Raw genomic sequence first — 23513 nt, forward strand, 5'->3', positions numbered from 1 at the left:
TTGTGCAGGAGAAAATGGAGAGGTCAGTCGGAGAAACTGCCTTGCAGACGCTCGGCGCGAAACTCGAGGGTTTCCGGGCGATAACCGGGACGCAACGGCGGCATGGGCAAACAGTCTTCCCAGTTGCCACCGGCCTGCAGTTCGCCAGGGCCACGGTAGCGCGGTGCGGTGTATTGGTTGTCGGCGAGGTTGACCGTATCGCCCGGCGCATAGGCGCCGACGCGCCAGCGCAGTTCGGTCAGCGGCACGTCGTTGGCGTTGTTCATGGTCAGGTGCAACGGCCGGTCTGCGGGGCAGCTCTTTGGTGCATAGCTGATACGTAGCTCGAGGCGTTCGAGTTGCTTGAGCTCGCGATGATCCATCCAGATGACCCAGGTGGCCACGAGGCCCAGCCCAACGGCGGCCGCCAGGGACACCGGCAAGGCTTTGGCGGGGTAGCGCAGGAGCAGGACCAGCCAGGTAATGACCAGCAGGACGCCGATAAACATGACGCGAAACCTCAGGGTTAGAGGACGTCATCCTACCTAAGCGCAGGGGAGGTTGGCGATGGGCAGTGCCAAAGTCAAAAGATCGCAGCCTTCGGCAGCTCCTATATGGCGGCGCGCACCCTGTAGGAGCTGCCGAAGGCTGCGATCTTTTGATCTTGATGGATTACAAAAAAGCCCCCGACCAACCCGCTGCGGATGGGGATTCGTAGCGGTCTGGGCGGGGGCTTCCTGTTTTGCTGAACGCTTACTGCGCGATGGTTTTCACCGACACGCCACGCTCGATCGGGGTGGAGCGACCGTAGATATCTTCAAACCGCTCGATATCGTCTTCGCCCAGGTAGCTGCCCGATTGCACTTCGATGATCTCGAGTGGAATCTTGCCCGGGTTGCGCAAGCGGTGAACCGAAGCGATCGGAATGTAGGTCGACTGGTTCTCGCACAGCAGGAACACGTTGTCGTCGCAGGTCACTTCCGCCGTGCCGCTGACCACAATCCAGTGTTCGGCGCGGTGGTGGTGCATCTGCAGCGACAGGCACGCGCCCGGCTTGACCGAGATGTGCTTGACCTGGAAGCGTCCACCCATGTCCACCGAGTCGTAGGAACCCCACGGGCGATAGACCTCGCAGTGGTTCTGCGTTTCGCTGCGACCCTGCTCGTTGAGGGTATTGACCATCTGTTTCACGCCCTGGACCGAGTCCTTGTGCGCGATCATCATGGCGTCCTTGGTTTCGACCACCACGATGTTTTCCAGGCCGATCACCGACACCAGTTTGCCGTTGCCGTGGATCATGCAGTTCTTGCTGTCCTGGATCACCACGTCGCCTTTGGTGACGTTGCCGTTGGCGTCCTTCTCGTTGACCTCCCACAGCGACGACCAGCAGCCGACGTCGCTCCAGCCGGCCGTGAGTGGCACGACGCAGGCGCGTTGGGTTTTTTCCATCACCGAGTAATCGATGGAATTGTCCGGGCAGCAGGCGAAGGTGGCTTCGTCGAAGGTGATGGTGTCCGCGTCCTGTTCGCTGCGCTCAAGGGTCAGCAGGCAGGTGTCGTAGATGTCCGGATCGTGCTTCTTCAGCTCTTCGAGGAAACGGCTGGCGCGGAACAGGAACATGCCGCTGTTCCAGAAATAACCGCCGGACTGGACAAACTCGGTGGCGCGTTTCACGTCCGGTTTCTCGACGAATTGCGAGACGCGGCTGACGCCTTCGGGCAGCAGCGAATCATTGGTCGACTTGATGTAGCCGTAGCCGGTTTCCGGTTTGGTGGCCGGCACGCCGAACAGCACCATTTCGCCGTTTTCCGCAGCGACTGTCGCCAGGGCGAGGGCTCGCTGCAGGGCTTTCTGGTCTTCGAGCACGTGGTCGGCCGGCAGCACCAGCATCAACTCATCGCGACCCTCGTTGATCAGCATCATCGCGGTCAAGGCTACCGCAGGCGCGGTGTTGCGACCGAACGGCTCCATGAGGATGCGCTGGGTCTCCAGCTTGCGGGCACTGAGCTGTTCGTTGACGATGAAGCGGTGGTCCTTGTTGCAGACCACGATCGGGGTGTCCATGCCATCGAACACCAGGCGTTCCAGGGTTTGCTGGAACAGCGTGTGCTCGCCGGTCAGGGCAAGGAACTGCTTGGGGAATTGCTTACGCGAAAGCGGCCAAAGACGTGAGCCGCTACCACCTGACAAGATCACCGGAATCATGTTGTTACTCCTTGAAAATCGTTTGGTTAGAGCTACGAACGCTGTGTCGTTTCACTCTTGTTTTTGTTCCGTGTCAGAAGGTCGACGCAGCTCCTACAGGGGCCCGTTTCAAGGCCCCGGTGGGTGTCAGCCTTCCGAAAAAATGATTAGCGCGTCGAAACCGGGCGTTTTACCCAGACTGGCGACAGGCTGCTGCCTTTGCCGGTGACGTACAGCACGGCGGCTTCACCGCGTTCCAGGGCAACCGGTTTCACGTCGCCGACTTTGGTGGCGCCGTCGTACAGGGCCAGGCTGACTTTGACCGGGTTGATTTCACGCTCGCCACGGCCCTTGGCCGCCACGGACGGCACAACTTCAGTCTTGCCGTCAGCCGTTTTCAGGGTCAGGGCCTTGTCGCTCAGGTTTTGCACGCGTACCAGGGATTTCTGCTTGTTCTTGAACGGCGGTTCTTCGATCAGTTGCGGCGCGCCGCTGGCGTTGTTGACCAGGGTGTAATAGTGGTCACCGGCCAGTTTTACCGGCAGCGACTGGCTGCCGACCTTGGCGCTGTAGTCGCCGCCCGGCATGAAGCTGAAGTCAGTGCTGGACAGCGGCGCGACTTCGGCCAGGTTGGTGCTGCCGACGGTGGCGCTGACTTCAGCATTACCTGCGTTGTAGACACGCACGAAGCTCGAGCCTTTCGGTGCGGTCGGGCCGTAGAGCGCGGAGTCGCCACCGGCGAATGCGTTCATCGACAGGACGCTGAAGGTCGCGGCCAGTGCAAAGGTCTTGGCGAGACGACGAGGAGTTGTAGTGAAAGTCATGGTAGTACCTCTCTCTTTCAGTTTTGCGCCCGGTCGGGCGTCTCGGATTTAGTGTTTGCGGCTACGTTTTGTTGGCGGGCGCCGGCTTGTTTAAGCTCTGCGACCCACTGCGGGTCGGCGTCACCGATTTCGTTGTTCACAGGCAGATAACGTTCAGGAAACTCCCAGATCAGCACCTGTGGCGGGCTGTTCTTGAAAGCGTCGCTTTTGAGGTAGGTGAGCATCGGCAGAATCGGGCCATGGCCGTCTTCGGCGTAATTGACCACGTCGCTGTTGAGCGCCTGTTTCAGCGCGCCGACGAAGTTCCAGTTCGGGTTGGCGCTGTAGCTGGTGCCAATCAACGCCACGGGAACTTCGGTGTTGGCGAACAGGGCGTCATCACCGGCTGGCTGCTCGCCAGTGGCGACCGTGTTGCGCTTCTGCAACGGCTCTTGTGCCGGCATCAGGTTTTCGAACAGCGGGTCCAGCGGCAGGAACAGGCGCAGGTCGCCTTTGTGGGTGACTTTCTCCCCAGGCTGGGTGACGAAGTGTTGCGGTTCGCCGCTCAGCGGGAACTTGGCGGTAATGGTTTTGGCCAGGGTTTCGGCAGCCACTTGCGCGCCTTCCGGCGTCCAGTGAGTGTCGGTGCGCAGGAACACTTGCTCACCCCTGAGCTTGGCCTGGTTGAACGGGCCGAGCAGGTCCGGGGCGAGGATCTTGTTGGCTGCCACGCGGGCATGGAAGTCCTGGTACAGGTTGCCGTGAATGCTCGAAGGCTTCACGTCACCCAGGTGCTCCGGATACAGGCGCGCCTTGGCCGGCACGATCGCCATCACCAGTTTCACGCCTTTGTCTTTCAAGGTCTGGCGTACGCCTTCGACCAGCGCGTAGTTGCCTTGCAGGTTCAACTCTTCGTTGACGATCGGGTTGAACTCTTCATCGCTGTACAGCCATTGATCGCGACCGAGCACCACGCCCGGACGACCTTCGTTGAACAGTTTGAAGTCCAGCGCAGCCCACAGGTTGGTGCCCAGGCGCTTGATCGGGAACTCTTCGTCGTAGTGCGTCTCGACCGCTTTGGCCCAGCGCCCGTTGAGTACCGTGGTTTCGGCGTTGGTGCTGAAGCCCAGGAAGCTGCGCGTGGACCACAGCCCCAGGACCACCAGGATCACCATGAACAGGGCGATGTAGAACAGACGTAATGAGCGGGTCATGGTCAGATCCCTCAGAACTGGAAGTAAAGGAACGGCGAGAAGCTTTGCGCCGACAGTTTGAAAATCGAGGCAATGAACAGCAGCAGTACCAGGGTGCGCATCACGTAACGCGACCAGTCAGCGGTCCAGTAGGCCGGTTGCACGGTGGCTTCAACGCCAACGGTGTAGCCCGGTTCGTGGATGCTGGCCGGGTTGTCGCCCGGTACGGCCTTGATCATTCCAGGGGTGGCAGTCGCTGGGCCTTCGGCCGTAGCGTCCACCGCAGGTTTGGACTTTTCAGGCGGCAGGTTGCTGTAGAAATCACGAATGCCGAAGAACGCCAGGGTGGCGTAGGCCACGAACAGGGTCGCCACTTGCAGGCCGGTGAGGCTGGCCTGGTTGAGTTCCGACAGCGACCACTCGCCGAAGCTGAACATCGCGCCGTACATGCGACCGGCGACGTGCAGGTTTTCCGAGCGGAAGATGACCCAGCCCATGACCACCAGCAGGAACGTCAGGGCCCAGCGGATCGGGTTGATGCTGCGTGGCGAGGTATTCAGGCCCAGGGCCTTTTCGATCGCCAGCCACATGCCGTGCCATGCACCCCAGATGATGTAGGTGATGTTCGCACCGTGCCACAGACCACCGAGCAGCATGGTCAGGAACAGGTTGCGATAGGTCGTCAGCGTGCCTTTGCGGTTACCGCCCAGGGTGATGTACAGGTAGTCACGCAGCCAGGTGGACAGGCTGATGTGCCAGCGCCGCCAGAACTCGGTGATCGACTGGCTGATGTACGGCTGCTTGAAGTTTTCCATGAAGCGGAAACCCATCATCAAGCCCAGGCCGATGGCCATGTCGCTGTAGCCGGAGAAGTCGAAATACAGTTGCGCGGTGTAGGCCAGGGCGCCGAGCCAGGCGTCGCCGGTGGTCGGGTTCTGCAAGGCAAAGCAGTGGTCGGCGACCACTGCCAGGGTGTCGGCGATGAAGACTTTCTTGATGAAACCCTGCATGAACCGCGTGCAGCCCTCGGAAAACTTGTCGAGGGTGTGGGTGCGGTTGTTGAACTGATCGGCGAGGTCGCGAAAACGCAGGACCGGGCCGGCAATCAGGTGCGGGAAGATCGCCACGAAAGCGGCAAAGTCGATCAGGTTGCGTGTCGCCGGGGTATCACCGCGATAGACGTCGATGATGTAGCTGATGGACTCGAAGATGTAGAACGAGATACCGATCGGCAGCAGCACGTGGGTCAGGATGAAGGGCGACAGGCCGACCGAGTTCATCATCGCGTTGATGCTGTCGACGCCAAAGTTGGCGTACTTGAAGTAGCCCAGAATGCACAGGTCGACAGCCACGCCGAGCAGCAGCCAGCGCTGTGCCGGTTTGGTACGCACGCCGGCGGCGCCGACTTTGAGGCCGATCCAGTAGTTCCACAGCGTGACGGCTGCGAACAGTGCAAGGAAGTCCACGCGCCACCAGGCATAGAACACGTAACTGGCGAGCAGCAGCAGCAGGTTGCGATAGCGTATTCCGCTCAGATAGTACATGCCGAGAAAGATCGGCAAGAACAGAAACAGGAACACATTGGATGAAAATACCATCCCGATCTCTCCGTGTTTAACCAACATTCAAGGGCCAACGGCCCCCCCAAACCCCCCACGAACAACCGGGGGGTTAACCCAAAAAACCCAAACTCGACACTGACCCTACGGGGCTATGTGCGGCTCTATGAGCCTTTGCCTTTTTCGCTGGCCGGGTCGTAGACCCTGGTCAGGTCACCCCCCAGCCGGAACGTCTTGAACGGTTGCATCTCGCGCTTCTTCTCAAGCACATCAGGGGAGCAGGTGTAGAGCGTGCAGAACGGTTCCAGCCAGGCGAATTTCGAGTCGACCTTGAGGTCGGTCATGTCCTGTTCCTTGCCGTTCTTCTTCTCAAATGCCTCAGGGTCTTCAACCCCGGCGAGCACTCGATCACCCAGGCGTTTGAGCGCGCCGTTGTTTTCCTGACGCACGTCCACACCGTTGACCAGCGCAAAACTGGCGATCATCGACAGCGGCGGCAGGGCGTAGTTGTGATAGGCGAGGGCGCGTTGCTGACGCTTCATTTCGTTAGGCAGGAAGCCATCGGCATCGACCTGATTGGCACCGACCTTGTATTCCTTCACGGCCCAGTCGAACAGGTCGCGGCGGTTGGTGGCGATGGAAGTTGCCATCACCGACCAGGCGGACCAGTAAGAGTGGTTGTTGGTTTTTTCCAGCGGCAGGTTGTCCCAGTCGCTCACCACCTGATCAGCCATCTTGCTGAACCAGGCCTCGATCAACTGCGACTCCTGCTGATGGTTCGCCAGCGGATGCGAGTCGGAGAATTTCAGGTGGATGTACGAAGACGCCATGCTGCCCAGCGCCCATTTGCGCATGGACTTGCCGGTGTGGTTGAAGTCCTTGGACATCAACGCATCGGCCTTGGCCCACGCGGTCAACCAGTTGAGCGTGCATTCGAGCTGTTCCGGGCGACCGTCACGCATGAACTGCATCACGCGCTTGCTGGTGCCGCGCTCGATCTTGGTGATATCTGCAGTGGTGTCGCGGAAGGCTTTTTCCGATGCTTTGTTCAGGGTCGAACGGGCCTTGTCGGAGCCTTCGTACTTGCTGCGAAATTGCAGCGAGCCGGTGTAGGGCGTCGGCATGGCATCACAGCCATCCTTGAAGTCGCCGGTCTTCACTTTCTCGATCGGCGCGAAGTAACCCTGGGGCGGCCGCAGTGGTGCGGCGGCCTGGGTGGCGCCGGCGAACATCGCCAGCGTCAGCAGAGAAGGTGCGAGCAACTTCTTCAACGTTCGCGATTGCATGCATGTCATAAGAGGTAACCTCATTGCCCGGCTTGAGCGGTACGCTGCCCAGCGCCAGGGAACACGTTGCGTTTGCAGATTTTCGCTTCGACTTTCTGCGGCGCGGCACCTGCTTCAGGGCCCTGAACTTCGACGGCCAGCAAATTCTGCGAGGCCCAGTCTTCGTCCGTGCGCAACTCGAAGGCGAAACGCCCGTCGGTGTCGGATGTTTCCGGTTTGTCGATCTTGATGTCCTCGTGGCGACCGTTCATGTACCAGAGGGTGGCTTGCAGAGTTTTCACCGATGGATCGGCGAACCGGATGTCAACCTGGTGGCTGCTGTTTTGCAGGTTCAGGTTCTTGCTGTTGACCATCAATTCGTTCTTGCCCGGCTTCAATGTAGTGCTGCCGGTCATCTGTGCTTCCTTGCCTTCGCAACCGTTATCCAGCAGCGCCATCATCTGGCGGTAGATGGTTTCCTGATCGAGGCGATAGAGCGGCGAGAATTCCCAGATCAGGATCTTCGGTGGCTTGGTCTGGAATTCTTCGCTGCCCAGGTACTGCAGCATCGAACCTTCCAGGCCACCGCCAGGGAACGCTACGTTGAGGATGTCAGCGCCGATGGCCTCTTGAAGGAAACCGGCGAAGTTGTAGTTCTTGCCACTGTGACTGGTACCGACCAGGGTGATCTCCGGATTGCCGGAGTCGCTGAACAGATCGCCATCGGCGGCTTCGCCTTTGGGTTCCGTGGTGAATTGATCCATGTACTGGATGGCGTAACTGGTGCCGCAGAGTTGACCGGCCATATTGTGTAATGTTCCGGTCTTGCCCATGCGACCCGACTTATGGGTCTCGAATTCACGCTTGGGAATGTCGGCAAAGGCAGGAATCTGCTTGACCTTCTCGGCCACGATTTTCGCCGTGCGCTGGGCGCCATACGGGGTCCAGTGCTGGTCGCCGCGGAAGTAGAAATCGTGGGCGGGCAGGGTGTCGGGCAGCGATTCGTTGGTCAGCGGCGACAGATCCGGCACTACGTAGCCCATCTGCGCGAAACGCCCGAGCATGGTCTTGTAGTTTTTCAGCGCCTTGTCGAAATCGAACTGGGCTTTATCCTGCGGATTGAGCTTGTTGCGGTTCACCAGGCCACGGGTGGGCTGGTACACGACCACCAGCTCGACGCCTTTACTCTTGAACGCATCGTGCAGTTGCTGCATGCGCTTGTAGCCGGCTGGCGTGGTGTCGAACTCGGTGCGCAAGTCTTCCTGCGTACGGAACAGCCAGTCGCCCTGGGCCTGCACCAGCGTGGTGAAGTTCTGCTGGTAACGCGTGGTGTAGTTCTTCGCGTCATGGGCTTCGGGGCACAGGTTGCAGCAAGGTTCGGCAGTAAAATCCGGCGCCTTGAGCTCGTCGGCGCGCACACCGTTGCTGGCAGCGAGAATCCCCAGGGTCAGGCCCGACAGGCTGAGTAATTTGATCAAGTGTGGGTGCATAAAATTATCCTCAGTCCTGCAGTTCGGTCTGGCGTTCGACAGGGTCGATCAGCACGGCTTTCTGCTGGCGTACCAGCAGGTCGAGAATTTCATCCTGGCGTTCGCCAAGAATCCCGTTGAAGCTGATGCCGCTGGATTTGGTCGGGGCGAGCATCGATACGCGATACAACTCGACGCTCAAGGGCGAGTCGATGGACAGCGGGCCGCTGCCGTTGCCGGCCAGTTCGCCGCCAACGATGATCAGCGAGACCTGGGCGTCGAACGGGTCGAGCTTGATGTCGCGGTCGGTATCGCTCAGGTCCTTGATGTGGCCGTACACGCCGGTCAGGCCGTTGGCCATGGCCAGGTTTTCGTAGAGGCGGACGTTCACGCTGTTACGAATGCGGATGCCGTGGCGACGGTTGCTGATCACCTTGTTGCCATACAGCAGGTTGTCGGCACTCTCGTAGAGGGTGATGCCGTCGGTGTGGTTCTTGTAGATCTCGTTGTAGGCGACCAGGTTGTTGACGCTGTTCCGGTCGATCACCAGGCCCGACAGCTTGTTGTCGTAGCTGCGGTTGTTGAAGATGAAGCTGTCGTTGACCTCACGGGAAATGATGATCCCGTGCTTCTTCTTGGTTCCGTACACGGTGTTGTCGGCGATGATCAGGCCGTGGGAGCGGTCATGCGGGTCAATGCCGTAGACGATGTTGTCCTTGTAGGTATTGCCCTTGACCACGAAGCCTTCGGTTTCGTAGCAGTAGAAGCCGTACCACATGTCCGAGAACTCGGAGCCGACGATCCAGCCGGTCGGTTCGGCGCGCTTGAGCACCTTGGCCATGTTCGGCGTGTATTGGGAAATACTCACGCCGTAGGACTTGCTGTTGGCGTAGCCGAAACTGGCGAGCTTGCTGTTGGCGATGTAGGTCTCGGTGCCGCCCCAGGACAACAGGAACGGACGGAATTCCTTGGGCGACTTGAAGGTCGCCGGGCCATTTTCCTTCTCGCGCCAGCCGGTGATTTTGGTATCACGCACGAACAGCTGGCCGTCGTTGACCAGGAACGAGCCGGCCTCCTGGGACAGGCGCAGTTCCTGGGTCTGCTGGTCGATTTCGAGGATGCCTTTTTCACCGACCACGATCGGCAACTTCGCCAGGTAAACCCCCGGCGAGGTTTCGCTGAAGTACTGCTTGGGCAGCTTCTTCGCCAGGTCCTTGAGGTTCATGTAGCCGTCGTCGATGAAGATCGCCTGGGGGATGCCGTGCTGGCGCACTACCCATTCGGCCATCTTGTTATCGCCGCCGATGAAATCCTTCAGGGCGTTTTCCTGCATCATCCGGCGCACGCTGACTTTGCCGGCCTTGGTGCGAACGATCTTGGCGGCAATGGCTTCGGCGGTGTAGCCGGAGGTGTCCGGCAGCTTGGGTTTTGCCAGCTCCAGCGGCGCAGTCGGCGCACTGGTAACGGTGTAGGTTTTGGCCTGTTGCAGTTCCTTGCCCATGGTCACCGGCTTGCTCGCCGGCTCCACGTTGGCGAAGGCGGCCGCGCTTGCCAGCAGCATCGCGCCGGCCAGCAAGGTGATTGAACCTCGCTTCGGATTGTTCATGTCGGGCACTCCCTTCGCAGTTGGCATCAGAAGCGCCAGATCACGTCGATGAACGCACGGTGCATGTACGAGTCGACGTCCTTGCCATACGCATCACCCGGCTTGAACACGCCGCCACGAAAACGCACGAGGGCCGAAGGCTCGTCGATGGACTGGCTCAGGGAGGCTGGCAGCAAGCCTTGCTTGAAGTACTTGGTGACCACCAGGTCCATCTCCTGACCCAGGTCCTTGGTGCCGTCTTCCAGTGGCAGGGAAGTGCTGGAGAGCACCGCACCGGTGACGTCGTCGGTGTCGTTCTGTACGGCATTGATGCCGTTGCTGCCGACCGGCTTGTTGCCGTCGACGCGCCAGAACTTGTGGTAGATCAGGCTGGCGTCGTATTCGTCGTTGAGCATCCAGGAACCGAACAAGGTGGCGGTCTGCATGTTGTTCATTTCGCCGCGGAACGCTTCGCCGAAACGGTGCACGCGCGAACGGGTACCGGTGTAGTTCGAGCGGTTGCTTTCCAGGCTGTTCTGTTCGTAATCGGCGCTGGCGCGGGCGTAGGCGGCACCCACTTGCCATTGCTGATCAAGGCGCAGGCGCACGCCGATGTCGGTGGCCCAGCCGTTGAGGTCTTCACCACGCTTGGCTTCGGCCGGACGGGTGCCGTCGGCATTCAGCGCATTGACCGTGTCGGTGTCGCCGCTCATGCCGGTGATGCTGCCCCAATAATTGAGGGTGTTGGTGTTGCGGTAGTTATAGGCGTCGCTGTCGGCGGTGAGGCCCAGCCAGCTGATGTCGCCGTTCTGCTGCTTGTCCAGCGAGTCGCCCGCTACACCCGGTTCCGGGTAGTCGAGCTTGCCGTCGTCGTGGGTGTGGTGACCGCGAACGCCGACCCAGTTGCCCGGTGTCCACTGATAGGCCGCGTCGGCATAGGCGTGCAGGCGATCCTTGTCCTTGGGCGCGAGTTCCTTGAGGTCGGTGCGGTATTCGCTGAAGCGTTCGGCAACGCCAACGTTGGCGCGCAACAGGGTGGTATCGAAGGTCCAGTTCAGCGCTTCGATATTGGTGTCGCGCCATTGGCCGTCGTCGTTGCGCAGGCGCTGGCGCCCCAGCTTCAACTGCTCGCCCGGGTAAGGCGTGAGGCCGCTGTAGCCGACCCAGAACTCGCGCATGGCCAGGTAGTTCTTCTTGGTCTTGCGATCACTGTTGTCGGTGGTCTGGGTGCCGTCGCTATCGGACTGCTGCAGGGTGTCGGTTTCGATGATGTCGGTGGACGTTACCGCCTGACCCATGGCGTAGGCGCTCCACGCGCCGCTTTCGCCGTAGATCCAGGGTCGCAGGTCCAGGCCCACACCGCTGACGTCGCCGCCGCTGGCGGTACCCAGGTCACGGTCGTCCTCGGACTGGCCGGTGATTTTCACGTCCAGGCCGTAGTTCTGGGTTTCAGTCAGTGCCGCCAGGGTCGGGCACGACCACAGCAAGGCGAACGTCAGGCCAATGCCGGCCTGCACAAAGGGATTCAACTTCATAGGGATTCCTCGCCGTCTTCTTCTTGCAGGGCGTGCAGTTGCAGCGTGTTCTGGCTCAAGGCACCCCGAACGGCCTGTTCCTGTTTCAACAGGCGTTGGGCCTCGGCGAGCTGGGCAGGCGGCAGTTGGGCTTCGAGTGTTTGCGCAAGCTCGGTGGCTTGAGGAGTGTCTTGAACCTTGGCCAGCTGGCTGAAGACATAGGCATTGAGCGGGTTAGGCTTGGTGCCCTTGCCTTGGGAGAACAGCTGGGCGATGGCGAAGTCGGCGCTGTTCTGGCCATTGCGCGCAGCGGTCAGCAGGTGGTCCAGGGCCTTTTGCGAATAGACTTTGCCCAGGTAGCCACGGCGATAAATCTGGCCGAGGTAGTAATCGGCGGCGACTTCGCGGCCGACGGCTTTCTGGAAGTGTTCTTCGGCTGCCTTGGCGTCGGCCGGGACCATCTTGCCTTCGTAGTAGAGCTTGCCCAGCAACAGTTCGGCGCGCGGCTGATCGGCGGCGCGGCCGTTGTCCAGGTACTTCATCATCGTGTCGACGTCGCCCAGTTCCGGGAAGTCGTAGAGCAGTTGCGCCAGGCTGACCCAGGAAGCGGGGTAGCCGGGGGCGATGCCTTCGAGCAGCGACTGGGCGGTTTTCTCGTCGGTAGTCCCAAGGGTTGCATCGCCGAGGACGCGGGCGACGCTGTCCACTCGCTGGGCGGAAACCGTGCCGCGGGCATGGGCGGCTTGCATCTGCTTGATCAGCTCGGCCTGTTGCTCGGGCTTGGCCTGTTTCTGATAGACCGTGGCCAGCTCGACGTAGCAGATTTCGGTGGTATTGAGCGCGGCTTTGCAGATGGTCTCGACTTCGTCCAGGTGCTGGTCGTAAGTGCCTTGGGTGCGATACAGCAGCACCTGGGCCAGACCGGCTTCAGGCTTGCCTTCGGCGCGCCATTGGCTGATCTGCTGTTGCGCGTTGACGTCCGGGAAGCTGTGGGGGTATTGCAGGTACAGCATGGCCAGTGGAATCAGGGTATTGCCCTGGCCATTGGCCGAGGCTTTCTTCAACAGGCCTTCGGCTTCGTGCTGTTCGGCTTCGGTGGAACCGGGCTTGGCCAACAGCAGGCGACCCAGGCGCGCCTGGGCCCGCGGCGAGACATCGACGGCCGCGCGATAAGTCGCCTCGGCCTGCCGGATCTGCGCCGGGTCACGGCTGTCGACCTGGATATCGGCGAGGCCTACCTGGGCTTCGCTGTAGCCGAGGTCGGCCAGTTGCTTGTAATTCTGCTGGGCCAGGGCGGTGTCGCCGCGCTTGAGGGCTTCGTTGGCCAGGCGCTGGTCGGGCAGGCCGGCGCAGCCAGCGAGGCTGACCGCCAGGGCCAGTGCACACATCGCACCCCTGTGGGAGCCAGCCTGCTGGCGATTCAAGCGGCTCGGTGCATCAGACAAACCGCAGCGATCCCATCGCGAGCAGGCTCGCTCCCACAGGGATTGCGGTGTTCTGAGGATAAGTGGAATCGTCACGGGCATGTCCTCCGGTTACAAACCAGCAGCCATGGCTTTGTCGATCAGCCAGTTCAGGTTGGGGCCACGGTCGCTGTTCACTTCAACCGGGCGACCGGCGAACTTGCTGTCCAGCGGCTCGTCCGGCTGGATCAGGACGCGGATGTCGGAGGACAGGTCGGCGCTTTTCAGGCTGGTGCTGCTGACGATCTTGCCGGTGCGGGATTTGTCTTCGCCGGCGATCTGGAAGTTGACCTGGGTACCCGGGCGCACGTCGCTGAACTGGCGGTACGAGAACCGCGCTTCGACGTTGGCTTCGCTGTTGCGCGGTACCAGTTGGAAGATCACGTCACCCTTGCTGGCGTACTGACCGTCGGCAACCAGTTGCTGCGACACGGTGCAGTCGCACGGCGAGGTCAGGGTGCCGGTCATTTGCTTGCCGAACAGCTCTTCAACCTTGGCCGGCTGCAGCTGGTCTTCTTCCAGATGGCCCTTGAGCACATCGAGCATGCTGGTGCTGAAAGTCGCCAGTGGGGCGCCTTTGGCGGCGATGCCGTCGGCCTTGATCAGGCTCTGCACGGTGCCGTCGCGGGGCATGGTGATGTTCATGCCCGGCACGCTGACCAGACCCGCCTGGGCGTGGCTGACGAAGTACATGCCGTACACCGACTTGAAGATGAAACCGAACGCCGTGAGGCCGACGAGGAAAATCGCCAGGCTGAACGTCACCGCACGCAAACGCCCGAACGGGGTCATGCCGTGGCCGCCGTCCTTCATTTTGCGCGCCTTGGTGAAGTTGTCGCGCTGCAGGGTCGCCAGTACTTCACCCATGCTGACGATGTCGCCGGACAGGTGCGAAGTGATCAGGTGACGCAGAGTCGAGATGTCCTGCGGTTCCAGGTTCTGGAACTGGCAACCGGCGCGACCGGTCTGGCGATCGAACGAGCGCACTTGCAGTTCCACGTCGATGGCCAGGCCGAGGTTGTCGATCACGAATTGCAGGCGAGCCTTGTGCACGTCGCCGATCTTCAGCGGCAGCTGGCCGGCGTTGAAGGCCAGGCCTCCGGCGGAAAGGTCGAGGACCCGGGCTTCAATCGGGGTCCGGTCGGGACCGAAGAAACGCAGCTTTGCCGGGATTTTCACGCGGGCGTGTTGGCGCTGGGCTTCTGATTCGTGCACTACGTTGGCGTTGACGGCGGTATTCATATAGGCGATTTCCTGGTTAATTCAATAAGGGGGCGGTCAGACCATCATCAGCAGCACGGCGACAAAAATGCTGCCGGCGGAGAAGGTCATGGTCCGAGACGACCAGGTGTTGAACCAACGTTGAAAGCTGGCGAGATCACGGGTCAGTTTGGTGTCCTGGCGGGTCCAGGATTGTTGGTCGAGGCGGAAGAACACGTAGATCTTCACCAGCGCGCCGACGATCTGGTTGTAATAGAGGATCGCCGGGTAGGCCGGGCCGATCTTGTGACCCGAGCACGACAGCAGCAGGGTCAGGATCAGGCGGGTGATGCCGATCCACAGCAGGTAGACCAGGATGAACGCGGTGCCGTACTTGAAGCTGGCGATGATGGCCACGGTCAGGCCCAGCAGCGAGGTCCACATCGATACGCGTTGATCAAACAGCACCACCGAAGTGAACAGGCCGAGGCGTTTGACCCCCAGGCCCAGGGCGCGAGCGTTCTGGCGCAGGTTGTTGCCGTACCAGCGGAACATCAGTTTGCGGCTGGCCTTGATGAAGCTCTTTTCCGGCGGGTGTTCCACGGTGTGGATCGCCGCGTCCGGCACGTAAAACGTGTCGTAGCCCAGGCGCATCAGGCTGAACCAGCTCGACTTGTCGTCACCAGTGAGGAACTTGAAGCGGCCCAGGCGCCAGTGTTGCAACGAGTCGCTTTCCACGTCGGCGATGAAGTCCGGGTCGGTCACCACGGTGGCGCGGAACACCGACATCCGGCCGGTCATGGTCAGGACGCGCTTGGACAGAGCCATCGAGCACATGTTGATGTGGCGCTGGGCGAAGCGCAGTTTGTGCCACTCGCTCATGATGTAGCCGCCGCGCACTTCGCAGAACTCGTTGGTGGTCAGGCCGCCGACGTTGCCAAACAGCTGGAACCACGGCACGGTCTTGAGCACCACGCCCTCGGCGAGCACGGTGTCGCCATCGACCACGGCGACAACCGCACGGTCGTCCGGCATGTGCCGGGAGATCGCACGGAAACCGTAGGCCAGGCCATCACGTTTGCCGGTACCCGGAATGCGCACGAAGTCGAGCTTGACCCGCTCTGGCGGGTTCATCCGCAACCAGAGGCTTTTGACCAGCAGCTCATCGGACATTTCCACGATGGAGCAGACCACGGTGGTCGGCAGGCCGCAGTCGATCGCTTCGCGAATCACCGAGCTGTAGACCTGGGCGGTGGTCAGCGCGTCGATACGGAAACTGGTGACCATCAGGAAGACGTGGGACGGGTCCGCCGCCTTGCCCAGCTTGCGCACTTTGCGGCGCAGGTGCGGGTAGACCACGTACAGAAATAGCATGCCGCGCAGAAAGTGCGTGGCACCCATCGAGTAGCGCCAGATACCGACGATACCGATCAGGAAGATGAAGTCCTTCGACTCGGAGTCGAACGTGGACACAGGCAGCGCCATGGCGATGCCCATCAAAATAGTGAGGTAAAACAGCCAGCCGGCGGCCTGAAGTAGGCCGTGCTTTAGCCTGTGCATAATCTGCATCCGTCTCGATCTCGGGCGAGCCTGTGGGGTGGCCCGATGGGGTTAAGGCAGGCTTACAAAAAACTTGCAAGGTTACGGGTGACACCGATCTTTTCGGGTTCACTCGAAACCCGGGTGAACCTGTGTAGGAGCTGCCGAAGGCTGCGATCTTTTGATCTTGATCTTTCAGGGTTCGCTCAGAACTCAAGTGACCCTGAAAAGATCGCAGCCTCGTTTCACTCGTCAGCTCCTACGACGGGTTCGCACAGTTGTTGCGCGGCGCCGAAGAGATGCCTTGCGGTTACCAGCAGATGCCTTCGGTGCGATCTTTGACGCTGGTGGCCTGGGACATGAAGCCAACCAGGTCGACCACTTGCTTGCCGTGCGGAGCGTTCTGCGCCAGGGCGCGGAATTTCTCGTCACGGTTGCCGAGGATGATCACGTCGGAGTTGTTGATCACATCGTCGAAGTCGGAGTTGAGCAGGGACGAGACGTGAGGGATCTTCGATTCGATGTAGTCCTTGTTGGCACCGTGGACACGGGCGTACTCGACGTTGCTGTCGTAAATGCTCAGGTCGTAACCCTTGCCGATCAGCATTTCGGCCAGGTCGACCAGCGGGCTTTCGCGCAGGTCGTCGGTGCCGGCCTTGAAGCTCAGGCCCAGCAGGGCGACTTTGCGTTTGTCGTGGCTGGAAACGATGTCGAAGGCGTTCTGTACCTGCGACACGTTGCTGCGCATCAGCGAGTTCAGCAGCGGCGCTTCGACGTCCAGGGAACCGGCGCGGAAGGTCAGGGCGCGCACGTCCTTGGGCAGGCAGGAACCGCCGAAGGCGAAGCCAGGGCGCATGTAGTACTGGGACAGGTTCAGTGTCTTGTCCTGGCAGACCACTTCCATCACTTCACGACCATCGACACCGACGGCCTTGGCAATGTTGCCGATCTCGTTGGCGAAGGTCACCTTGGTGGCGTGCCAGACGTTGCAGGTGTACTTGATCATCTCGGCAACGGCGATGTCCTTGCGGATGATCGGGGCGTCGAGCTCTTCGTACAGCGATTGCAGGACGTCGCCCGAGGCTTTGTCGAATTCGCCGATGACCGTCATGGGCGGCAGGTCATAGTCGGCGATCGCGGTGCTTTCACGCAGGAACTCAGGGTTCACTGCAACGCCGAAGTCGACGCCGGCTTTCTTGCCGGAGCAGTCCTCGAGGATCGGGATGACAACGTTTGCGACAGTGCCCGGCAGTACGGTGCTGCGAACCACGATGGTGTGGCGGGTGGTCTGGTCACGCAGGACAAAACCGATCTCGCGGCACACAGCCTCGATGTAGTTAAGTTCCAGGTCGCCGTTTTTCTTGCTCGGTGTGCCGACGCAGATCATCGACAGGTCAGTGTCGCGAATCGCTTCGGCGAAGTCGGTCGTGCCGCGCAGTTTGCCGGTATCGATGCCCTTGCGCAGAAGTTCGCCCAGACCCGGTTCAACGATCGGCGATTTGCCGGCGTTGATCATATCGATCTTGTCTTTGGCAACATCGACGCCAACCACGTCGTGGCCCCGTGCAGACAGGCAGCCGGCACAGACAGCGCCCACGTAACCCAAACCAAATATGCTGATGCGCATCGCAAATTACCTCAGTGTTTTATCAAGCCATTACATGGCCGGAGTTAATGGTGTTCAGCGGTCAAAGTGCACTCGGAAGTACGGCATACAAGCGCCGCCGTGCCGCGTACAGGCATATAAGTTCCGAGTGTCTAAATAAGTGCACTCAAGGTGTGCGTAACTAGGCTTTATTGTTATGGCTTGCCCTGTCATGCAGCGGATCCTCGGCTCAGAGGACCTTCGTGCAAAGGTCTTGCGCGCTCGATGCCAGGCGAAAGGCCCGTAGATCAAGCGGTTGGGTGCTCAGGCGAGCACGTTTATAGGGGCGCAGCCTTGGCCTTTCAGGGGATAGCAGTGTGGCTTATCTCCAGTCCTTTCAGTGTTGCCCAAATGAGCGATTAGTTAGCGCTAGTTCATGTGACAACTTCGCTGCATGAATCCCTTATCTGCGTAAGTTATCTCGTACAACCTCACGGATAATCGTTACCGGTGGTATGAGCGACGCATTTGGACATAGTTCCTGTCCGCCCATCGCGAAATCTGAAATTTCTTGAAATATAGAGAAAGATGGCACTGCTCTCATATTGATAGCACTTGCCGTCTCGCCCTTTATATATAGGCGTATAATTGCCGGAGATAGTTTTGTGCCACTACAGAGAAAAATTTTCGGTGCCACTACTGAAAAAAAACGTCGACGTCGAGTGAAACAAAAGTTAGGGGAGAGTGCGCTGTATTTTTGACGCCAGAATGTCGGCGATTCGGTGAGGGATTGTCAGACGATCAAACGCCGGCGCACGGAGATCGTGCGCCGAGCCGGTGCATCACTCGGGAGCGTGATCGCGAAGGAATACCATGTTGTCCGGTTTAGACTGCTCGGCACTGAACCGATAGCCCTGGACGTCGAACTGCTTGAGCGCCAGCGGATCGTTGATGCGCTCTTCAATGACGAAGCGGCTCATCATTCCGCGGGCTTTTTTTGCGTAGAAACTGATGATCTTGTACTGGCCGTTTTTCAGGTCCTTGAACTCGGTATTAATGATGCGTGCGTTCAAGGCGCTGCGTTTGACGGCCGAAAAATACTCGTTGGAGGCCAGGTTCAGCAGCACGTCATCGCCCTGGTCGGCCAAGGCTTCGTTCAACCATTCGCTGATGCGCGTGCCCCAGAAGGCATACAGGTCCTTGCCACGGGCGTTTGCCAGTTTGGTGCCCATCTCCAGCCGGTACGGTTGCATCAGGTCCAGGGGGCGGAGCAGGCCGTACAGACCCGAGAGCATGCGCAAGTGTTCCTGGGCGTAATCGAAATCGGCTTCGATGAAGGTTTGCGCGTTCAGCCCGGTGTAGACATCACCCTTGAAGGCCAGCAAGGCCTGTTTGGCGTTTTCCGGGGTGAATGCAGGCGTCCAGCTGCCAAAGCGCGCGGCATTGAGGCCGCCGATCTTGTCGGAGACGTGCATCAGCTCACTGATCTGCGCGGGCGTGAGGTCGCGCAATTGCTGGATCAGTTCCTGGGAATGGTCGAGGTACTGCGGCTGGGTGAAGCGCTGGGTGGCCGGCGGTGTTTCGTAGTCGAGGGTCTTGGCGGGGGAAATCACCATCAGCATGAAGTCGTCTCCTTTAATCGTGGGGGCGATTCTAGGGGGTTGTCTGCGTTGACTCCAGCTATGGGTGTGATAGGTGATCGGTGGTGTCATGGAAAAAGATCGCAGCCTCGTTTCACTTGGCAGCTCCTACGGATCGGGTTCACCGGGGATTGGGTGTGCTCCTGTAGGAGCTGCCGAAGGCTGCGATCTTTTGATCTTCCCGATATATAGTGCCGCGCGGGTTTTGTTATGGAGACATCCCATTGCGTATCGTTTTTCTGGCCCTCGCCTGCCTTTTAAGCCTCGGCGCCACAGCGGCACCCGGCGAGGTGGCGACGCTCGACCGCAGCACCTGGCCCGAACAGCTCGGCAACCCGACCCTGTTCGACGTCGCGTCGCGCGCCGAAATCCTCATGTTCGCGCGGGTGCTGCTGGCCAGTGAGTCCATGGACGACGCCAGCCTGACCCAACGCCTGGGCCTGCGCACGATCAATTCGGACGCCGTCCATCAACTGCGCGAGCGCCTGTGGCAGCGCCTGCTGGCCAACTACAACTTCGCCCAGCAAAGCTGCGATCAGGACGCCTCGTTCTGCTTTCTGGTAGAGGACATGGCGACGCTGCGCGAACAGGCCGCCAAGTTCCAGGTCAGCGATGACAGCTACTACATCAAATGGGCCGAACCGAGTCGCCTGTTCCACGCTCAGTACCTCGACGAACTCTTGCGCAAGGCTGCGCTGTTCCCGCAAACCACCAGCGAAGTCGATCGTTTTGGCGACTATGAGCGCAACGGCGAGGGCATGCACGACCGGCTGTTTCTGCTGACCTTCGACAGCGCCGCCAACGCGGTGCCGGACAATACCGCCTGGGTGACCGAGTACCTGCGCAAGTCGAACATCAGCGCCACGTTCTTCGTGCTGGGCAAGGACATTCAGGCGCGACTCGCCGAGCGTTCGGTGTCCAGCCTGCAAGCGACTTACTCACAACAGTGCATCGGCATGCAGGGTTGGGAGTTTCGCTCCCACAGCCACTGGCAGGACTGGCAGGACTCGGTAAGGCGCAGCGCCGACCTGGTCAAAAGCAAGCTGCCGGAAAACTACGTGCCGCTGTTTCGCCCGCCGGACGGCCAGCGTCGCGCGGACGCGGCAGCCTTCTTCAAGGCGCAGGGCCTGCAGGTGGCGCTGTGGGACATCGACGCCCAGGACGGCGCGGGCAAGCTCAAGGCCAATCAGGCCTCACAACGGGTGCTGACGCTGATGCTGCTGTGGCGCCACGGGGTGATCAATTTCAATGTGAAACAGGATGCAGTGAAAACTGCGCTGCCCTGGCTGATCACGCAAACGGCGGCCAGCGGGATCGGTTGGGACGACTGTCAGGACGGTTTTCGCTGAACAGGACAAAAGCCCGTAAACATTGGGCGAGGGGCGAATTCTTGAGAGATTTCGATGCAGGCGGACTTCCGACTTTAACGGCACATTGCCTGCACGCCAAGGGCTTTTCGTCACTCTGAAAAATAAACTTCAAAAAAGCGTCAAAGTACTTTTTCCTGTCACCTGTTTTGGAGTATTACGAAGACAGACCGCCGAAACCTGCAACACAGGTGGCGTCTCCCAAGACCCAATTGTGTGTGCAGTTCACTTGATCCCTCGCAGGTGAATTCGGTGGCTACTTCGAGGCGCAGCACTGTCATGGTATTGCGTCGATTGGCTCCCACAAAGGTGACCGAGTATGGATGATCACGGACGTAGTTCTTCCTCCAACCAGCCTATCCTTTATGTACTCGATACCAACGTATTGATTCACGATCCAAACGCACTGCTCAACTTCGAAGAACACCACGTCGCCATTCCAATGACCGTGCTTGAGGAGCTGGACAAGCTCAAGAGCGGGCATCACAGCGTGGCCGCGGAATGTCGCCAGGCGATTCGCCTGATTGACAAGACACTGGGTGAAGCCAGCCCTGAAGACGTCGAACTGGGAGTACCGATCCAGCGGGGCAAAAGTGGGCCGAAGGGTCTGCTGTCAATTCTGATGAGCAAGCGGGCTGAGCCAAACATCATCCTGCCTGAACACCTGAACGACAACATCATCATCAACCAGCTGATCGACCTGCATGCGCGCGAGCCCAAGCTGCCAGTGGTGCTGGTCACCAAAGACATCAACATGCGCCTCAAGGCCCGGGCCTGTGGGATCGCATCCGAGGACTACAGCACTGACCAACTGGTCGACGATGTTTCGCTGCTGCCCAATGGTTACCACAACATGACCGGCTCCTTCTGGGATCTGGTGAAAAATGTCGAAACCCGCCAGGACCATGGCCGCACGTGGCATCAGGTGCGGATGATCGACAACTTGCCAGCGGTCCACATCAACGAGTTCATCATCGACGAGCAGGGCTTTGTAGGCTGGATCAAGGAGATCGACGAAGACAAGCTGCTGATTCTTGACCTGCACCAGGAACCCCTGTTGCACCAGGAAGCCTGGGGCCTGAAACCGCGTGACATCTACCAGAGCCTGGCGCTGTACGCCTTGCTCGATCCGGACATTCACCTGGTCAACCTGTCTGGCGCCGCTGGTTCCGGCAAGACCATTCTGGCGTTGGCCGCTGCGATCGAGCAGACCATGGTCAGCAAACGCTATCGCCGCATCATCGCCACCCGCAGTGTGCAGGGCCTGGACCAGGAGATCGGTTTCCTGCCTGGCACCGAAGCGGAAAAAATGGAACCGTGGCTCGGCGCAATCACCGACAACCTCGAAGCCTTGCACATGGATGACGAAAACACCCATGGCAGCGTCGACTACATCCTCAGCAAAGTGCCGTTGCAGTTCAAATCCCTCAACTACATCCGGGGTCGCAGCTTCCAGCAAAGCCTGATTCTGATCGACGAATGCCAGAACCTCACGCCGCACCAGATGAAGACCATCATCACCCGTGCGGGCGCCGGTTCCAAAGTGGTGTGCCTGGGCAACCTGGCACAGATCGACACCCCTTACCTGTCCGCGACCAGCTCCGGGCTGACGTACCTGACCGAACGCTTCAAAGACTTCCCCAATGGCGTGCACATCACCCTGCAAGGGGTGCCCCGTTCGATTCTGGCTGAATACGCAGAGACGCATTTGTAACCCCTCACCCAAACCGGGCGGCCCTAAGCCGCCCGTTTTGTTACCCGAATTTCGCGCCGAACGCCCCGTAGGAGCTGCCGAAGGCTGCGATCTTTTGATCTTGATTTTCAGATTGAAGATCAAAAGATCGCAGCCTTCGGCAGCTCCTACGGTGTTTGGCGGCAGCCTTGCAATCTTGCGTGCGAAAAATTGACCCGCAGGTTTACAATCGCCACTCCTGATCAGGAGTAACCCCGTGCTGACTCATCTCGATTCCCAAGGTCGCGCCAACATGGTCGACGTCACTGAAAAAGCCGTGACCTTCCGTGAAGCGACCGCCCAGGCGCTGGTGCGCATGCTGCCCGAAACCCTGCAAATGATCGTCAGCGGCGGTCACCCCAAGGGTGATGTGTTTGCCGTGGCGCGCATTGCCGGCATTCAGGCGGCGAAGAAAACCAGCGATCTGATCCCGCTGTGCCATCCGCTGATGCTCACCGGCGTCAAGGTGGAGCTCAGTGCCGAGGGCGACGACGCCGTGCGCATCGTCGCGCGCTGCAAGTTGTCCGGGCAGACCGGTGTCGAGATGGAGGCCCTGACGGCAGCCAGCGTCGCGGCACTGACGATCTATGACATGTGCAAGGCGGTTGACCGTGGCATGACCATCGAAAGCGTTCGGCTGCTGGAAAAAGTCGGCGGCAAGAGCGGACATTTCCAGGCGGAGCCGACATGAACATCACCGTGAAGTTTTTTGCCCGTTATCGTGAGGCGATGGGGGTCGATTCGCTGCAGGTCTCAGGGGATTTCGCCACTGTCGATGACGTGCGTGAATGTGTCGCCCGGCGCGACGGCGCGGTTGTGCTGACAGAGCAGAACCTGATGTGCGCCCGCAACGAAGACCTCTGCCAGCTTGATGAACCGCTGGTCGATGGCGATGAAGTGGCGTTCTTTCCGACTGTGACCGGAGGCTGAACCATGGCCATTCGCGTGCAGTGCGCGGCGTTCGATCCGGGTGCTGAAGTCAATGCCATGCAGGCTGCCAACGTGGGTGTGGGCGCAGTGGTGAGCTTTGTCGGCTACGTGCGCGACTTCAATGACGGGCTCGACGTGTCCGGGATGTTTCTTGAACACTACCCGGGCATGACCGAAAAGGCCTTGGGCAAGATTGCCCTGGAGGCTGAACAGCGCTGGCCACTGCTCAAGCTGGAAGTGCTGCACCGTATCGGCGCGCTGGAACCGGGGGAGCCGATCGTCTTCGTCGGGGCCGCCAGTGCCCATCGCCAGGCGGCGTTCGACGCCTGCGCCTTTGTCATGGACTACCTCAAGACCCGTGCACCGTTCTGGAAGAAAGAAAACACCAGCGACGGGCCGCGGTGGGTGGAAGGGCGGGACAGTGACCATGCGGCGGCGGATCGCTGGAAGCGGTAGATCCTCGTCGTCCTCAGATACGCCATCGCGGGCAAGCCCGCTCCCACAGG

19 protein-coding genes are annotated in these 23513 nt (G+C 60.1%); 5 read left to right on the top strand and 14 right to left on the bottom strand.

Going from position 1 to position 23513, the window contains the following annotated elements:
- Positions 1 to 23: 23 nt before the first annotated feature.
- The 14 genes from IMW75_RS14330 to yaaA all read right to left on the bottom strand — a co-directional run bounded on the left by IMW75_RS14330 (position 24) and on the right by yaaA (position 18960).
- A complete protein-coding gene (locus tag IMW75_RS14330) occupies positions 24 to 488 on the bottom strand; it encodes a multidrug transporter (RefSeq protein ID WP_205892989.1) in 465 nt (154 codons plus the stop codon).
- A 244-nt stretch (positions 489 to 732) separates the two neighbouring features.
- Complete coding sequence (locus tag IMW75_RS14335; RefSeq protein WP_045061382.1) at positions 733 to 2184, bottom strand: mannose-1-phosphate guanylyltransferase/mannose-6-phosphate isomerase; 1452 nt, start codon at positions 2182 to 2184, stop codon at positions 733 to 735.
- 146 nt (positions 2185 to 2330) lie between these two features.
- A complete protein-coding gene (locus IMW75_RS14340; RefSeq protein WP_045061381.1) occupies positions 2331 to 2987 on the bottom strand; it encodes an alginate O-acetyltransferase AlgF in 657 nt (218 codons plus the stop codon).
- 17 nt (positions 2988 to 3004) lie between these two features.
- Positions 3005 to 4180, bottom strand: coding sequence for an alginate O-acetyltransferase (locus IMW75_RS14345; RefSeq protein ID WP_045061380.1), 1176 nt, complete (start codon positions 4178 to 4180; stop codon positions 3005 to 3007).
- A gap of 11 nt (positions 4181 to 4191) precedes the next feature.
- A complete protein-coding gene (locus tag IMW75_RS14350; RefSeq protein WP_205892990.1) occupies positions 4192 to 5757 on the bottom strand; it encodes an MBOAT family O-acyltransferase in 1566 nt (521 codons plus the stop codon).
- A gap of 125 nt (positions 5758 to 5882) precedes the next feature.
- Positions 5883 to 7013 (bottom strand): mannuronate-specific alginate lyase, encoded by a 1131-nt coding sequence (locus IMW75_RS14355; RefSeq protein WP_045061378.1) that lies wholly within the window; start codon positions 7011 to 7013, stop codon positions 5883 to 5885.
- Between the two features lie 11 nt (positions 7014 to 7024).
- Entirely contained in the window at positions 7025 to 8473 is a 1449-nt protein-coding gene (locus tag IMW75_RS14360) for an alginate O-acetyltransferase (protein ID WP_205892991.1), read from the bottom strand.
- Between the two features lie 10 nt (positions 8474 to 8483).
- Positions 8484 to 10058 (bottom strand): mannuronan 5-epimerase AlgG, encoded by a 1575-nt coding sequence (algG, locus tag IMW75_RS14365; RefSeq protein WP_205892992.1) that lies wholly within the window; start codon positions 10056 to 10058, stop codon positions 8484 to 8486.
- 26 nt (positions 10059 to 10084) lie between these two features.
- Complete coding sequence (locus tag IMW75_RS14370) at positions 10085 to 11572, bottom strand: alginate export family protein (protein WP_205892993.1); 1488 nt, start codon at positions 11570 to 11572, stop codon at positions 10085 to 10087.
- Positions 11569 to 13071: an alginate biosynthesis TPR repeat lipoprotein AlgK gene (gene algK, locus IMW75_RS14375; protein WP_205892994.1), complete on the bottom strand. Its 1503-nt coding sequence runs from the start codon at positions 13069 to 13071 to the stop codon at positions 11569 to 11571. The genes IMW75_RS14370 and algK overlap by 4 nt, the downstream gene beginning before the upstream one ends.
- Before the next feature lie 15 nt (positions 13072 to 13086).
- Positions 13087 to 14256 carry an alginate biosynthesis protein Alg44 gene (locus tag IMW75_RS14380; RefSeq protein WP_205892995.1) on the bottom strand — a complete coding sequence of 390 codons (1170 nt, stop codon included), beginning with the start codon at positions 14254 to 14256 and terminating at the stop codon, positions 13087 to 13089.
- 36 nt (positions 14257 to 14292) lie between these two features.
- Positions 14293 to 15774, bottom strand: a complete 1482-nt coding sequence (alg8, locus tag IMW75_RS14385) for a mannuronan synthase (protein WP_412548515.1) — start codon at positions 15772 to 15774, stop codon at positions 14293 to 14295.
- A gap of 289 nt (positions 15775 to 16063) precedes the next feature.
- Entirely contained in the window at positions 16064 to 17380 is a 1317-nt protein-coding gene (locus tag IMW75_RS14390; RefSeq protein WP_205892996.1) for a nucleotide sugar dehydrogenase, read from the bottom strand.
- A gap of 800 nt (positions 17381 to 18180) precedes the next feature.
- Positions 18181 to 18960 (bottom strand): peroxide stress protein YaaA, encoded by a 780-nt coding sequence (gene yaaA, locus IMW75_RS14395; protein ID WP_205892997.1) that lies wholly within the window; start codon positions 18958 to 18960, stop codon positions 18181 to 18183.
- A 242-nt stretch (positions 18961 to 19202) separates the two neighbouring features.
- Here yaaA and IMW75_RS14400 point away from each other — a divergent pair, with 242 nt between their 5' ends.
- The 5 genes from IMW75_RS14400 to moaE all read left to right on the top strand — a co-directional run bounded on the left by IMW75_RS14400 (position 19203) and on the right by moaE (position 23463).
- Complete coding sequence (locus tag IMW75_RS14400) at positions 19203 to 20327, top strand: polysaccharide deacetylase family protein (protein ID WP_205892998.1); 1125 nt, start codon at positions 19203 to 19205, stop codon at positions 20325 to 20327.
- A gap of 337 nt (positions 20328 to 20664) precedes the next feature.
- Positions 20665 to 22059, top strand: coding sequence for a PhoH family protein (locus IMW75_RS14405; RefSeq protein ID WP_045062722.1), 1395 nt, complete (start codon positions 20665 to 20667; stop codon positions 22057 to 22059).
- Between the two features lie 235 nt (positions 22060 to 22294).
- The gene (gene moaC / locus IMW75_RS14410) at positions 22295 to 22768 is read left to right on the top strand and encodes a cyclic pyranopterin monophosphate synthase MoaC (protein ID WP_045062721.1); all 474 of its coding nucleotides are present in this window, start codon (positions 22295 to 22297) and stop codon (positions 22766 to 22768) included.
- A complete protein-coding gene (gene moaD, locus IMW75_RS14415; RefSeq protein ID WP_045062719.1) occupies positions 22765 to 23007 on the top strand; it encodes a molybdopterin converting factor subunit 1 in 243 nt (80 codons plus the stop codon). The genes moaC and moaD overlap by 4 nt, the downstream gene beginning before the upstream one ends.
- A gap of 3 nt (positions 23008 to 23010) precedes the next feature.
- Positions 23011 to 23463, top strand: coding sequence for a molybdopterin synthase catalytic subunit MoaE (gene moaE, locus IMW75_RS14420; RefSeq protein WP_205892999.1), 453 nt, complete (start codon positions 23011 to 23013; stop codon positions 23461 to 23463).
- Positions 23464 to 23513: the final 50 nt, after the last annotated feature.

This window comes from Pseudomonas gregormendelii (genome assembly GCF_017114825.1).
Lineage (GTDB): Bacteria > Pseudomonadota > Gammaproteobacteria > Pseudomonadales > Pseudomonadaceae > Aquipseudomonas > Aquipseudomonas gregormendelii.